The 12835-nt window shown below is 62.0% G+C and carries 14 protein-coding genes and 1 tRNA gene; 10 read left to right on the top strand and 5 right to left on the bottom strand.

Annotation, left to right across the window (positions count from 1 at the left end):
* Window positions 1–318 precede the first annotated feature (318 nt).
* The 5 genes from DMY87_RS12140 (at window position 319) to DMY87_RS12120 (ending at window position 4137) form a co-directional block, all read left to right on the top strand.
* A complete protein-coding gene (locus DMY87_RS12140) occupies window positions 319–1365 on the top strand; it encodes a threonine aldolase family protein (protein ID WP_110791637.1) in 1047 nt (348 codons plus the stop codon).
* Between the two features lie 145 nt (window positions 1366–1510).
* A complete protein-coding gene (locus DMY87_RS12135; protein ID WP_110791635.1) occupies window positions 1511–1813 on the top strand; it encodes a BufA1 family periplasmic bufferin-type metallophore in 303 nt (100 codons plus the stop codon).
* A gap of 83 nt (window positions 1814–1896) precedes the next feature.
* Entirely contained in the window at window positions 1897–2799 is a 903-nt protein-coding gene (gene bufB, locus DMY87_RS12130) for an MNIO family bufferin maturase (RefSeq protein ID WP_245408904.1), read from the top strand.
* Window positions 2789–3574, top strand: coding sequence for an HvfC/BufC N-terminal domain-containing protein (locus DMY87_RS12125; RefSeq protein WP_110791634.1), 786 nt, complete (start codon window positions 2789–2791; stop codon window positions 3572–3574). Before bufB ends, DMY87_RS12125 begins: the two co-directional genes overlap by 11 nt.
* Window positions 3571–4137: a DoxX family protein gene (locus DMY87_RS12120; RefSeq protein ID WP_110791632.1), complete on the top strand. Its 567-nt coding sequence runs from the start codon at window positions 3571–3573 to the stop codon at window positions 4135–4137. Before DMY87_RS12125 ends, DMY87_RS12120 begins: the two co-directional genes overlap by 4 nt.
* 65 nt (window positions 4138–4202) lie before the next feature.
* Here DMY87_RS12120 and DMY87_RS12115 read toward each other — a convergent pair whose 3' ends face one another.
* Window positions 4203–4673, bottom strand: coding sequence for an Hsp20 family protein (locus tag DMY87_RS12115; RefSeq protein WP_110791631.1), 471 nt, complete (start codon window positions 4671–4673; stop codon window positions 4203–4205).
* Window positions 4674–5067: 394 nt separating this feature from the next.
* Here DMY87_RS12115 and DMY87_RS12110 point away from each other — a divergent pair, with 394 nt between their 5' ends.
* Window positions 5068–6057 carry an alpha/beta fold hydrolase gene (locus tag DMY87_RS12110; RefSeq protein WP_110791629.1) on the top strand — a complete coding sequence of 330 codons (990 nt, stop codon included), beginning with the start codon at window positions 5068–5070 and terminating at the stop codon, window positions 6055–6057.
* 10 nt (window positions 6058–6067) lie between these two features.
* On the opposite strand, the gene hisN is transcribed toward DMY87_RS12110, so the two are convergent.
* Together hisN and DMY87_RS12100 are read right to left on the bottom strand one after the other, a co-directional pair.
* On the bottom strand, window positions 6068–6844 hold the full coding sequence (gene hisN / locus DMY87_RS12105) for a histidinol-phosphatase (RefSeq protein WP_110791627.1): 777 nt from the start codon (window positions 6842–6844) through the stop codon (window positions 6068–6070).
* 347 nt (window positions 6845–7191) lie between these two features.
* Entirely contained in the window at window positions 7192–8067 is an 876-nt protein-coding gene (locus DMY87_RS12100) for an N-formylglutamate amidohydrolase (RefSeq protein WP_110791625.1), read from the bottom strand.
* A 197-nt stretch (window positions 8068–8264) separates the two neighbouring features.
* Here DMY87_RS12100 and cpdR1 point away from each other — a divergent pair, with 197 nt between their 5' ends.
* The 3 genes from cpdR1 (at window position 8265) to DMY87_RS12085 (ending at window position 9794) form a co-directional block, all read left to right on the top strand.
* Window positions 8265–8627: a response regulator CpdR1 gene (gene cpdR1 / locus DMY87_RS12095; protein ID WP_006726917.1), complete on the top strand. Its 363-nt coding sequence runs from the start codon at window positions 8265–8267 to the stop codon at window positions 8625–8627.
* 95 nt (window positions 8628–8722) lie between these two features.
* Window positions 8723–8797, top strand: a tRNA-Val gene (locus DMY87_RS12090).
* A gap of 217 nt (window positions 8798–9014) precedes the next feature.
* Entirely contained in the window at window positions 9015–9794 is a 780-nt protein-coding gene (locus DMY87_RS12085) for a DUF3800 domain-containing protein (protein ID WP_165826210.1), read from the top strand.
* A gap of 139 nt (window positions 9795–9933) precedes the next feature.
* On the opposite strand, the gene DMY87_RS12080 is transcribed toward DMY87_RS12085, so the two are convergent.
* Together DMY87_RS12080 and DMY87_RS12075 are read right to left on the bottom strand one after the other, a co-directional pair.
* The gene (locus DMY87_RS12080) at window positions 9934–10353 is read right to left on the bottom strand and encodes a hypothetical protein (RefSeq protein WP_110791622.1); all 420 of its coding nucleotides are present in this window, start codon (window positions 10351–10353) and stop codon (window positions 9934–9936) included.
* Window positions 10354–10357: 4 nt separating this feature from the next.
* Window positions 10358–11056 (bottom strand): fumarylacetoacetate hydrolase family protein, encoded by a 699-nt coding sequence (locus DMY87_RS12075; RefSeq protein ID WP_425353497.1) that lies wholly within the window; start codon window positions 11054–11056, stop codon window positions 10358–10360.
* Between the two features lie 297 nt (window positions 11057–11353).
* On the opposite strand from DMY87_RS12075, the gene DMY87_RS12070 reads away from it, so the two are divergent.
* Window positions 11354–12781, top strand: coding sequence for a mannose-1-phosphate guanylyltransferase/mannose-6-phosphate isomerase (locus DMY87_RS12070; RefSeq protein WP_110791619.1), 1428 nt, complete (start codon window positions 11354–11356; stop codon window positions 12779–12781).
* Window positions 12782–12835 lie beyond the last annotated feature (54 nt).

The following is a 12835-nucleotide window of genomic DNA, read 5'->3' as shown; positions in this document are numbered from 1 at the left end:
GGTTACATCACCACCGCATGACACCAGAGTTCGAGATCCCGAAACTCGAATTAGGTCAATCAATCTGACCTAATTTTGAAAATTTCTATGACAGAATGTAAGCGGCCTTGCAAGGGGACGCACGGAAAATTAACCGGCCACCGGACGCTAAATTGCCATGCAGCACCCTCCTGCGCAATTTTATTTCACGTCAGCATCCCTGCTATTCGCCTTCTTGCGGAATTGACCAACGCGACATGGTCCGCCGCGGACCGGATTGATCACGTCGCGGAAATGCCTAATCTCCGGAAACCCTCCCCTGGCTCAGGAAATGATCCCATGTTCTTCGCATCCGACAACTGGTCCGGCGCCCATCCCAAGATTGCCGAAAGCCTGACCCGCTTCGCCTCCGGTTATGCCGCAGCCTACGGCACCAGCGACCACGACAAGCTGATCGAGGCGAAGTTCAACGACATGTTCGAACGCGAAGTCGCGGTCTTCTTCGTCGCCACGGGCACCGCCGCCAACTCCTTGGCCCTTGCAAGCGTCGCCAAGGCCGGTGGCGTCACCTTCTGCCACTATGATGCCCATGTGAATTCCGACGAAGGCGGCGCCCCGGAATTCCTCACCGGTGCGACCCGGCTCTTCCCGGTCGAAGGCGACAACGGCAAGATCGATCCGGAAGCGCTCGACATTGCCGTCTCCCGCTTCGACGTGCCCTCCGTGCATCACGGCCGCCCCATGGCGATCACCGTGACCCAGGCCACCGAGGCCGGCACCGTCTATTCGCTCGACGAACTGGATGCGATTGCCGCAATCGCGAAGACAAAGAACCTGCCCCTCCACATGGATGGTGCCCGCTTCGCCAATGCGCTGGTCGCGCTGAAGGCAAGCCCGGCCGAAATGACCTGGAAGCGCGGCGTCGACATCCTTTCCTTCGGTGGCACCAAGAACGGCTGCTGGTGCGCCGAAGCCATCATCTTCTTCAAACCCGAAATGGCAGAGGAGATGCCCTATATCCGCAAGCGCTCCGCCCAGCTCTTCTCCAAGACCCGCTTCATCTCTGCCCAGCTTGAAGCCTATCTGGAAAACGATCTGTGGCTGGAGCTCGCCAGCCATTCCAATGCCATGGCCGACCGCCTGCGCGCCGGCCTCACGGCCAAGAACACCACCCGCCTCGCCTGGGAAACGACCGCCAACGAGGTCTTTGCCGTCGCCGACAAGGACGCGGTTGCCCGCGCCCGTGCCAAGGGCGCCATGGTCTATGACTGGCTCCCGCCGCGCGACATGCCGCATCTGCTCGGCGCCAATGAAACCCTTTTGCGCCTGGTAACAAGCTTCGCGACGACCAGAGAAGAAGTCGATCAATTCATAGAAGTCGTCTGAGAGGCGCGCTTCTTACAAGCATATCGAACAACAAGAATACAATAATCATTGATTTCCCAAGGCCTCCTCTCCTCGCCATGATCCCTTCACCAGCCCCTGATCGGGCTGGTTTGGGAAACAGCTTCACGATCCGAGGAGAAGCATCATGAGCAAGTACACCACCAACGCCGCAGCACTCGCCGCCGCCGTCACCATGGCCGTCGGCGCGGCCGCCCTCCTGTCGGGTCCGGCCGCCGCACAGGAAAAGGAAAAGTGCTTCGGCGTCGCCATGGCCGGCAAGAACGACTGCGCTGCTGGCGCCGGCACCACCTGCGCCGGAACCTCGAAGGTCGACTACCAGGGCAACTCCTGGTCCTACGTCGCCAAGGGCACCTGCCTGACCATGGCGCTCCCCGACGGCCGCATGGGTTCGCTCGAAGCCCTCGACCGCGACCTCCCCAAGGCCTGAGCCTTCCCCGTCCCGGCCCCTGCGGTACTGCCGCAGCGGCCGGGATGCGGCCGGATCCCTAAGTCGCACCAGAGGAGCGCCCCATGTCACAGTCACCGACCTTGATGGCGAACCCGCACGTCACGGCGGGATTGCCGCCCCGCAGCGGTGCAGGCTTCAAGCCTCAGCATGCCGATGCGATCCTTGCCGATTCCTTCCGCATCGGCTTTCTCGAAGTGCACGCGGAAAACTACATGGGCGCTGGTGGCCATCCCCACCGCATCCTCACCCGCATGCGCGAGGATTTTCCACTCTCGGTGCATGGCGTCGGCCTGTCGATCGGCAGCCCGCGAGGATTGGACCCTGCGCACCTCGCCCGGCTCAAATCCGTCGTCGACCGCTATCAGCCGGCCATGGTCTCAGAACATCTGGCCTGGTCGACCCATGACGACCACTTTCTCAACGACCTCCTGCCCGTGCCCTATGACGAACAAACGCTGAGCCGCGTCTGCGACCATATCGACCAGATCCAGGAGGCATTGGGACGCCGGATCCTGCTCGAAAACCCCTCGACCTACGTGGCCTTCGAAGCCGCCACCATGCGTGAGACGGATTTCATCCGGGCGATTGCGCGGCGCACCGGCTGCGGCCTGCTGCTCGACATCAACAATGTGCATGTCTCCGCCACCAATCACGGCTACGGCGCACTGGAGTATCTCGCCGACTTCCCGCTGCTCTTAGTCGAGGAAATCCACCTCGCCGGCCACGCGACGGATGAAGACGACATCGGCCAGCCGCTCCTGATCGACAGCCACGACCGGCCGGTGGACGATGTGGTCTGGTCGCTCTACCGCGAGGTCTTGGGCCACACTGGGCCGCTCCCGACCCTGATCGAATGGGACAACGACGTGCCCGACTGGCCGATCCTCAAGCGCGAAGCCGAGCGGGCTGACGCCCTCCTGCATCTGTTCGGCGAGCAGCGCCTGGGTCTGCGCCATGCGTCCTGATCCTGTCACCAGCGGTGCTTTCGCCGCCGCCCTGCAAAACCGCGACCTCCCGCCACCGGACGGCCTCAGTCGTCCGGGCGGCAAACCCGCGACCCGTCGTTTTGCCGTCTACCGCAACAATGTCGCAGTCTCGCTGGTCGATGCGCTCGCCGCGATCTACCCCAGCCTGCAGAACCTCGTGGGCGAAGAGTTCTTCCGCGCCATGGCCCATGCCTATGTGTTGCACAACCTGCCAACATCGCCGCTGATGTTCACCTATGGCGCCAATTTTCCGGCCTTCATCGAAACCTTCGCGCCGGCCGGCGCCCTGCCCTTTCTCCCCGATGTGGCGCGCGTCGAGCGTGCCTGGCTCGACGCCTTCCACGCCGAGGACCGCGCACCGCTCGCCCCGCAGGCGCTCGGCTCCATCGATCCGGACGCCCTCGCAACCATCCGTTTTGAACCGCATCCGGCAAGCCGGCTGCTAAAGTTGCCCCACGCGGCCGGGAGCATTGTCGGCCGTGACCGGGCCGGCCAGCCGCTCGACGGCCTGGACCCGTTCATGCCTGAGGCCGTGCTGATCACACGCCCCGCCTTTGATGTCTCGGTAACCGTTCTGACGGTTGAAGCCTGCGCTTTCCTCAAGGCCCTGATGACGGGAAGCACCTTCGCCGAAGCCTGCGATTCGGCCGAAAACGCAACACCCGGAACCGACATAGCCGGTCTGCTCACCCTCACACTTGCCAGTGGCGCCTTCAGCGACCTGAGGTCGCCGGAGACAAGGAAACCGTCATGATCCGCCAGCTCCAGTCCCTCAAAGGCCTCTACGACCGTGCCGTCATGGCCGTCGAACGGCGGCTCGACAGGTGGTTCCTCGGCCTTGCGGCACGCGCCGTCTTCGCCGCAGTGTTGCTTCCCTATTACTGGAATTCGGCACTGACCAAGTTCGATGGCCTCTTTGCGATCAGCGACAGCGCCTATTACCAGATTGCGCTGCCGGCAGTGGATGCCGCTGGTGGCGATGTCTCGGCCGTTGCCGTCTTTCCCTGGGGCCTGATGGTGATCTTCGGCACCTATGGCGAAGCGATCCTCCCGGTGCTCGTCGTCCTCGGTCTCTTCACCCGCATCGCCGCCGCCGGCATGATCGGCTTCATCCTCGTCCAGAGCCTGACCGACATTCTCGTCCACAAAGTCGATGCCGCGACCATCGGCGCGCTCTTCGATCGTTTTCCCGACAGCGTGATCCTCGACCAGCGCCTGCTCTGGATCTTTCCGCTGCTATATCTCGCGGTGAAGGGCGCCGGCGTCCTTTCCCTCGACAAGCTGCTCTGCACGCTCTGGACCAGACGAATGCAGTGACCTGAAACGCAAAAAGGCGGCGGGCCTTCGCCCACCGCCTTCCACATTTCGCAAATGCGTGTGTCTTAGTTCACGTGTGCCTCGATGGCCTTCGGCGCCGCACCGGCGGCTTCCGCAGCAATCGAAATCCGGCGCGGCTTCATGGCTTCCGGAATGTTGCGCAGGAGATCGATGTGCAGCAGCCCGTTCTTCAGCGAAGCGGCGGTGACCTCGACGTGGTCGGCAAGCTGGAAGCGGCGCTCGAAGGCGCGCTTGGCAATGCCGCGATAGAGGAATTCGCTCTGCTCGGCCTTCTCGTCTTCGGCCTTCTCACCCTTCACGGTCAGCACATGCGCATGCGCCTCGATCGAAAGCTCGCTTTCGTCGAAACCGGCAACAGCCATGGTGATCCGGTAGAGGTTATCACCGGTGCGTTCGATGTTGTAGGGCGGATAGCTCTGGGCCTGCTCCGGCTGTCCGAGGCTGTCGAGCATCGTGAACAGGCGGTCGAAACCGACGGTGGAGCGGTAGAGCGGGGAAAAATCGACGTGACGCATTGTGTCCTCCTTGAAGCGACGTTGGCGTTTTGGGGTTCGCGCACATCCCGCAACGGGCGATGTCGGCGAAGGTTACGGACCCTTTCGGCGTCCGCATCACCGATGTGGGAAATCGGTTTTCGGAATTCAAGATCATCCGTCTGAACAGCGAAATGCAGCCGATGAATCCCGCGTGAACGAGAGGTTCAAGACGGGTTCAGCCCCCTCGCTTTAAACCATCTCCATCGGTTGTCTCGAACCCGATAGGCCGGGGATATCGCCCCTTCCACTCCGGTCGATTTCGCCGGAACCGCATATCTCCATATGGGGTTCCGGCTTTTTTCTTTGACCTTTTGCGGGGGCCATCCTATCCCGGAACAAGGAAACCGCGCTCAACGGACAGGCAGTTGTGAGGATGGAAGCAAGACTTCACGCCACGCCCGGAAACCCCATTCCCGGAACCCCGCTCGTCGGCACCTTCAAGGGGTATCGCGGCGCAAACCTGCGCTATGCGGTCTTCAAGTCCAGCGCCGAGACCACCCGTGGCACCATCGTGCTGCTGCACGGCCGCAACGAGACCATCGAGAAATATTTCGAGACGATCCGCGAGATGAATGAACGCGGCTTCTGGGTGGCGACATACGATTTTCGCGGACAGGGCAGCTCGGATCGCCTGATCAAGGACCCGCGCAAGGGTCATGTCGGCCGCTTCGACCATTACGTCCGAGATCTCGAGATTTTCCTTGAGCAGATCGTTCTGCCCGACACTCGCCTGCCCTTCTTCCTGGTCGCCCATTCGACCGGCGGGCTGATTGCGCTGAAGGCAGCCCCGCGGCTTGCCAACCGCATCGAGCGCATGGTGCTGACGGCCCCCTTTGTCGGGCTGGGCGGCCAGAAAACCTCGCCGGACAACATCCGCCGCCTGGCGACGCTCGCCACCTTCACCGGCCTCGGCGGGATCTGCCTCAACAAGGACGAACCGCGCAAGGATTTCGACGGCAATCCGCTGACGACAGATCCGCAGCGCTTCGCCCGCAACCAGCGGCTCGTGGCGGAGCATCCGGAACTGTTTCTAGGCCCACCGACCGCACGCTGGCTCTATGAAAGCCAAAAGGCGATTGCCCAGGTGCGCGACCCGCGCCACCTCGCCTCGATTACGGTGCCGACTGTCATCGTCGCGCCGGGCAATGACCCGATCGTGCCCTATCACTACCAGGAATCGCTGGCACAATATTTCCGCGCCGGACAGCTGGTGCCGATATCAGGCGCCCGTCACGAAATCCTGCAGGAGCAGGATCGCTATCGCTCCCAGGCGCTGGCCGCCCTCTTCGCCTTCATGCCCGGCGGCGAGCCCCAGGAAGCCGATCCTGTCGGCGAACTGACCGACAGCCGCCTCGACGCCTAAGACCACACGCTTAGCGACGCTTCAGCATCTCCATGACCTCGGCATGCACGGCCTTGGAGCCGGCCGCGATGATCGAGCCGCCCGCTTCCGGCCGCCCGCCATCCCAGGTGGTGATCACGCCGCCCGCCTGCTCGATGATCGGGATCAGCGCGCCGACGTCATAGGGTTTCAGGACCGTCTCGATCACGAGGTCGATATGCCCGGCCGCAAGCAGGCAATAGGCGTAGCAGTCGACGCCGTAGCGGAAGAGTTTCGCCCGGTCCTGCACCGCCTGATACCGCTCGACCTCCCAATCCCGGAAGAGATGCGGCGAGGTGGTGAACAGGATTGCGTTTTCGAGGGAGCCGCAGTCACGCACCTGGTTCTGCCGTTCCCCATCGGGGCCGAAATACCAGGATTTCTCGCCATCGGCAAAATAGCGTTCACCGGTGAACGGCTGCTCCATCAGCCCCATGACGGAGCGCCCCCGCTCCTGAAAGCCGATCAGCGTGCCCCACACGGGAACGCCTGAGATGAACGCCCGCGTCCCGTCGATCGGATCGATGACCCAGACCTCTTCGCTGTCCATGCGGATATTGGCGTGCTCCTCGCCGAGAATGCCATGGGTCGGGAACTCAGCCTCGATCAGCCGGCGGATGGCCGTCTCGGCCGCCTGGTCGCCCTCGGTGACCGGATCAAAGCCCTGCGCCTCCTTGTTCACGACGGACAGGCCGGAGCGGAAACGCGGCAGGGTCTCGGCCTTGGCGGCATCGGCGAGGCGAAAAAAGAAATCACGGGTGGGGCGCATGAGAGGTTCCGTCTGAGGAGTGAGGGCGCCAGTCTTAAAGCCTGTCGGAGCGAAAGAAAACCGCCTCCCGTCATCCCCCCGCGTTTCAGGGCCCAAACGCAGAACTGCGCATTTTTTCGCCACGCCCAAAAAAGCACCAAAATTCAACTTGACAATGGTGCACTGCAGCACATAACGTCTGAACCACAGTCTTTGACTGTAAATACCCTCCTTGGGTGTTTCCTCCCTAGACTTGAAGCCGCGCCCCGTGCGCGGTTTTTTTTGTCTTCGAACCAAGCAGGCAGGGGCGCGCGCCCGCAGGGTTCAACGAGCGGTTTGCCGGGTTCGGAGAGCGGGGAGAAAGTCGCCTATTCGGCCGCCAGGGCCTGGTCGCCAAAATAGTCGGCGACGAAATCGGCCATCTGGCCCATGAAGATCGCGAGAGAGCCTGCCAGCACATCGAAATCCGGCCGCTTCTCCAGCGTCGACTCGTCAATATAGATCGAGCGATTGACCTCGATCTGCAGCGCGTGCAGGTCCCGTGCCGGCCGGCCGTAATGTTCGGTGATGAAACCGCCGGCATAGGGTTTGTTGCGCACGGCGGCAAAGCCGAGTTCCTCGAGGAATTGGAGGGCTGCCCGCGACAGCTCTGCCGAAGCGCTCGTGCCGTACCGGTCGCCGACGATGAAGTCGGGCTTCACGCCGCTGCCGGCAACCCGGATATTGCCGGGCATCGAATGGCAGTCGATCAGAACGCCGAGCCCGAAGCGGGCATGGGTGCGGGCGATCAGCTTGCGCAGGCAGGCGTGATAGGGCTTGTAGCAGGTCTCGATCCGCTCCATCGCCGAGGCGAGCGGCATGCGCCCCGCATAGATTTCCATGTTTTCGGCAACGATCCTGGGAATGGTGCCGAGCCCGCCGGCCACCCGCGCGGAATTGCTGTTGGCGTAGGGCGGCAGCGGATCGGAGAACATGCGCGGGTCGAGCTCATAGGGCTCGCGGTTGACGTCGACATAGGCGCGCGGAAAATTCGCGACCAGCATGGGCGCACCGAAACTGGGCGCCGCAGAAAACAGCTCGTCGACGTAGTGATCCTCGGAACGGCGTATGGAGAGATCATCGAGCCGCGACTCATCGAGGAAAGCACTCGGATAGCAGCGGCCGCTATGGGGCGAGTTATACACGAAGGGAATGGTCTGAACGGCGGGTTCGCGAATCTCGAAAGGCTCGAATTCGTTGGTCATCCGCTCCCCAATGCCTCTTCTTTACCAAGTCACAAACTTGTTGTGTTCTCCATGTTGCCAGTCGGCAGGTGCAAAGTCCATACTGCCGGAAATGGCGGAGCGGGCTCACTTTTTCGTTGTTCACCGGTTCTTTACTGGGCAGGACCTAGAGTGAGCGGCTGCGAGCGTCCCATGCAATCGAATACAGCGGTCCCTAAATGACACAGAAAATCCTTCTCGCCGAAGATGACAACGACATGCGCCGGTTCCTGGTGAAAGCGTTGGAAAAGGCGGGTTACAAAGTTTCCTCCTTCGACAACGGGGCGAGCGCCTATGACCGCCTGCGCGAAGAGCCCTTCTCCCTTCTCCTGACCGACATCGTCATGCCGGAAATGGATGGCATCGAGCTGGCGCGCCGCGCCACCGAACTCGATCCGGACCTGAAAGTCATGTTCATCACCGGCTTTGCCGCCGTTGCCCTGAACGCCGATTCGAAGGCACCGAAGGATGCGAAGGTCCTGTCGAAGCCTTTCCACCTTCGTGACCTCGTCGACGAAGTGAACAAACTCCTTGCTGCGTAAGGCCTGCCGAAGGGGTTGAAAAAATCTCTTCACAAAACTGCAAAATGCCTATTGACGGGTGAAGCGGTTTTGTGGTCTTAAGCCGCTCATCGGATGGGCGTGTAGCTCAGCGGGAGAGCACTACGTTGACATCGTAGGGGTCACAGGTTCAATCCCTGTCACGCCCACCATTCGAATTCTTTCAAGGGCTTGCCGGAAACGGCGAGCCCTTTTTGGTTTCACATCTTCTTCTCCGAGTATGGTCAGGCCCTTGGCCACGAATCATTTTCGCGACCTCCATGATTTTGAACATTCTTGACCCGAAGGTGGAATGACGCTCTCATTCGGCAATCCTTGATAGCAATGCTTCTCGAAGGGAAGAGGGGACCTAGGGTGTCGCATTCGTATGTGGCCTTTGTCGACGAGTCGGGTGACGACGGGCTCGGCAACTTTCGCGTCCCCGGTCGACGCGGCGGCTCCTCGCAATGGCTGGTTCTGTCGGCCTGCGTCTTCCGACAGGTCTACGCACTCGAGGCAGTCCGGTGGCGGGACTCGATCTCGGACAAATTTGTCAACAAGAAGAGCCGCACGCTGCATTTCATGGATCTGAACCACGGCCAAAGAACCGTCGCGGCACAGACGATCGGCGCGCTGCCGCTGAGAACGATAAGTGTCATGGCGGCCAAGCCACCTATTCCAGGCGGTATCTATACAGCCAAGAACCAACTCTATTTCTACATGGCGCGCTATCTTGTCGAACGCATATCCTGGCTTTGCCGTGATCATCGCCCTCAGGTTCCCGAAGGCGACGGGCGAGTGAGAATCACCTTCTCGCGTCGTGGCGGCATGTCCTATGAGAGCTTTCGCGCGTACCTGACCCACATGAGAGATCAACCCGATGCCGGGGTTAACATTCATTGGCCAGTGATCGACATTGAGGCAGTCGACGCACAGGATCACAAGAAGAGCGCGAGCCTGCAATTGGTCGACGCAGTTGCCTCGTCTTTTGCGGCAGCAGTCGAGCCCGACTTTTATGGAAACTGCGAACTACGATACGCAGAGCTGCTCCGCCCCGTGACATATCATCGGGGAGGCAATTATCTGAGCTACGGCGTAAAGATGGTGCCCAAATACCAAGACTGCGGGCTGGACGCGCAGCAGAGCAGGTTCATCGAGCTTTTCAAATGAAACGGCAGCCCCCCGGCCCATGATTGCGATTGCTCGCCTGCAGTCTTTCGAGTGCTCTGGGGTGTTCCGGCGCATGGCTGCCTAACAGCTATATAACACTCTTACCGCCCATTTTCCACGACTATCTGGCGCAGCCACCTCACCCAACCACCGTAACCACATCCCCCACATAAACCACCACGTACCCGCCATCCGCCTTCAGCGTCCGCGCCTTCGCCTCCAACGCCGCAAGATACGGCGCCCGCCGCCACCCCTCGGGATGTGCAGGATCGACCAGGACCGTGAGCTGCGGCCCCTGCGCGTAAAGCATCATGCCGCTTAAGGCAGGCTCCCATTCCGCCCCAAGCGAGGCATCCGTGCGCCACAGGCAATAGAAGTCGCGACAGGTGGCAGGCCGCGTCTCGTAGGCTGCGCAGCCCCCACCGCTCAGACAGTGGCGGCAAGGCTCGTTGGCCGGTTTGTTGAGTTCGTCGATGTCAGGCAGGATGCAGCAGAGCGCGCAGGTGCCGCAGCGCCTGCCTTCGACAAGGACAGGAGCCGCCTCGCCGTGGAAAGCCATGACGTCAGGCCGCCGGGCCGATGGTCACCGTCAGCGGTGCCAGCCCCTCGACCGTCCCGACCAGCCGGTCGCCGGGCTGCACCGGGCCGACGCCGGAGGGCGTGCCGGTGTAGATGAGATCGCCGGGCGTCAGGTGATAGTAGCGCGACAGGTGGCTGACGATCTCCGGCACCGACCAGACCATGTCGGAGAGTTCGCCCTCCTGGCGGATCGTGTCATTGACGGTCAGTTCGATACGCTGGCGGCCAGGCGAGAACTCGGCGGCTTGCGTGATCGGTCCGATCCCAGCCGAATCTTCAAAAGACTTGCCCATGTCCCAGGGGCGCTGCTTGTCCTTGGCCGCCTGCTGCAGGTCGCGCCGGGTCATGTCGAGGCCGACGGCGTAACCGAAGATGACACGGGCTGCCTCCTCCACCGAGACCCGGAATGCCGGCGCACCGATGGCGATCACCAGTTCGATCTCGTGGTGGCAATCCTCGGTCCCTGGCGGATAGGTCATGGTGCCGCCGCTCAAGACCAGCCCTGTCGGTGGCTTGGTGAAATAGAAGGGCGCGGCGCGATCGATCGTGTTGCCCATCTCTGCGGCATGGGCGGCATAATTGCGGCCGACACAGAAGATCCGGTGTATGGGAAAGCCTTGCGCCAGCCCCTCGACGGGCAGAAGCGGCGACTGGGGGACGGCAAAAAGCGGAGCGGTGGGGATCAAATCGATGACTTTCCTGGGCGACGAATGAACATCCTCCTGCGCGCTCGGCGACGAAGGTTTGCCCGACTTGATCACATCGCCCCACAGGCGGCAATGCGGAAGCTTGCTAAATTAAGGACGATCTTGGACCGCACTTGGAACCATCGGCCAAACATGTAACAAAACCGGCGCCCCCGCGTTTGGGTTGCGTCGGCCGCCTGCCGGACGACGTCTGACAGAGGCGCTGCACAGAGGCAGGCACAGCGAATTCGGTCGGGACAATTGCCCCGGCCAGACATCGAAAGGCAAGAAAACATGAGCACCAAGATCGTGCCGGTCGTCATGGCCGGCGGCAAGGGAACCCGCCTCTGGCCATTGTCGCGCGCGGCTGCCGCCAAGCAGTTCATCCGTTTCCTCGGCGACGAAACGCTGCTGCAGAAGACCTTGCTGCGCGTTTCCGACGAGACCCTCTACGACGCGCCGCTCGTCGTCACCAATGAGGACTTCCGCTTCCTCGTCGCCGAACAGGCCCGCGAGCTGAATGTGAAGCTTGACGGCATCGTGCTGGAGCCGGAAGCGCGCAACACGGCAGCCGCCGTCGCGGCCGCCGCCGTCATCGTCAGCCAGCGCCATGGCCGTGATGCGCTGATCCAGATCCTGCCCTCCGACCACGAAATCACCGTCGACGACCCCTACCGCGCCTGCGTCGCCAGTGCCGCCGCCGCCGCCCGCACCGGCAAGATCGTCACCTTCGGCATCACCCCCACCGAACCGGCAACCGGCTATGGTTACATCGAGATCGGCGCCGAGATCGGCAACGGTGTTCACGAGGTCTCGCGCTTCGTCGAAAAGCCCAGTGCGGATGTCGCCCAGCAGATGCTCGACAGCGGCAACTATGCCTGGAACTCCGGCATGTTCGTCTTCTCCGCCGGCCGCATGATCGAGGAATTGAAGGCGCTCGCCCCCGAGGTGCTGGCCGCCGTCGAAAAATCCGTCGAACAGGCCAAGGGCGACCTCGACTTCACCCGCCTCGATGCCGAAACCTTCGCCGAAGCGCCCAGCATCTCCATTGACTATGCCGTGATGGAAAAGACGGCCAATGCCGCCGTCGTGCCGGCCGCGATCACCTGGTCCGATCTCGGCAGCTGGGATGCGATCTGGAAACTCGCCGGCGGCGATGAGAACGGCAATGTGGTGAGTGGCCATGCCACCGTCTCCGACACGAAGAATTCGCTGGTCATGTCGCGCGAAGCCCATCTTGCCGTGCAGGGCATGGATGGCGTTGCCGTCATCGCCTCGGAAGATGCCGTCTATGTCGGCCGCCTCGACCGCAGCCAGGATGTCGGCAATCTGGTCAAGCTTCTCGCAGCAGATAAGGAGACCGCAGGCCTCACGGAAAACCACCCGACGGCACTGCGGCCATGGGGCGGCTACACCTCCGTTCTCAACGGCGACCGCTTCCAGGTGAAGCGGCTCTTCGTCAATCCGGAGAAGAAGCTGTCGCTGCAGAAGCACTATCACCGTGCCGAACACTGGGTCTGCGTGCGCGGCACGGCCGAGGTGACGATCGATGACAAGGTCACAGTTCTGCACGAAAACCAGTCGATCTATATCCCGCAAGGCTCGGTCCACCGTCTGGCCAATCCCGGCAAGATCCAGCTTGAGGTCATCGAGGTCCAGACCGGCTCCTATCTCGGCGAAGATGACATCATTCGCCTCGTCGACGAATTCGGTCGCAGCTGACGACTATCAATCTGCGTAAGTTGTGCGGCCCGGAAGCTTCGGCTCTCCGGGCCG

This window comes from Peteryoungia wuzhouensis (genome assembly GCF_003205195.1).
Classification (GTDB): Bacteria; Pseudomonadota; Alphaproteobacteria; order Rhizobiales; family Rhizobiaceae; genus Allorhizobium; species Allorhizobium wuzhouense.
The sequence above is the reverse complement of the archived record's forward strand: the minus strand, read 5'-3'. Positions and strand labels throughout refer to the sequence as shown.

Bases quoted from the DNA above. Each gene is read 5' to 3' on its own strand.
- cpdR1 (WP_006726917.1), top strand. From the start codon at position 8,265: ATGACACAGAAAATCCTTCTCGCCGAAGATGACAACGACATGCGCCGG.
- hisN (WP_110791627.1), bottom strand. From the start codon at position 6,844: ATGCGCCCCACCCGTGATTTCTTTTTTCGCCTCGCCGATGCCGCCAAG.
- DMY87_RS12070 (WP_110791619.1), top strand. From the start codon at position 11,354: ATGAGCACCAAGATCGTGCCGGTCGTCATGGCCGGCGGCAAGGGAACC.
- bufB (WP_245408904.1), top strand. From the start codon at position 1,897: ATGTCACAGTCACCGACCTTGATGGCGAACCCGCACGTCACGGCGGGA.
- DMY87_RS12120 (WP_110791632.1), top strand. From the start codon at position 3,571: ATGATCCGCCAGCTCCAGTCCCTCAAAGGCCTCTACGACCGTGCCGTC.
- DMY87_RS12140 (WP_110791637.1), top strand. From the start codon at position 319: ATGTTCTTCGCATCCGACAACTGGTCCGGCGCCCATCCCAAGATTGCC.
- DMY87_RS12110 (WP_110791629.1), top strand. From the start codon at position 5,068: ATGGAAGCAAGACTTCACGCCACGCCCGGAAACCCCATTCCCGGAACC.
- DMY87_RS12080 (WP_110791622.1), bottom strand. From the start codon at position 10,353: ATGGCTTTCCACGGCGAGGCGGCTCCTGTCCTTGTCGAAGGCAGGCGC.
- DMY87_RS12100 (WP_110791625.1), bottom strand. From the start codon at position 8,067: ATGACCAACGAATTCGAGCCTTTCGAGATTCGCGAACCCGCCGTTCAG.
- DMY87_RS12135 (WP_110791635.1), top strand. From the start codon at position 1,511: ATGAGCAAGTACACCACCAACGCCGCAGCACTCGCCGCCGCCGTCACC.
- DMY87_RS12125 (WP_110791634.1), top strand. From the start codon at position 2,789: ATGCGTCCTGATCCTGTCACCAGCGGTGCTTTCGCCGCCGCCCTGCAA.
- DMY87_RS12115 (WP_110791631.1), bottom strand. From the start codon at position 4,673: ATGCGTCACGTCGATTTTTCCCCGCTCTACCGCTCCACCGTCGGTTTC.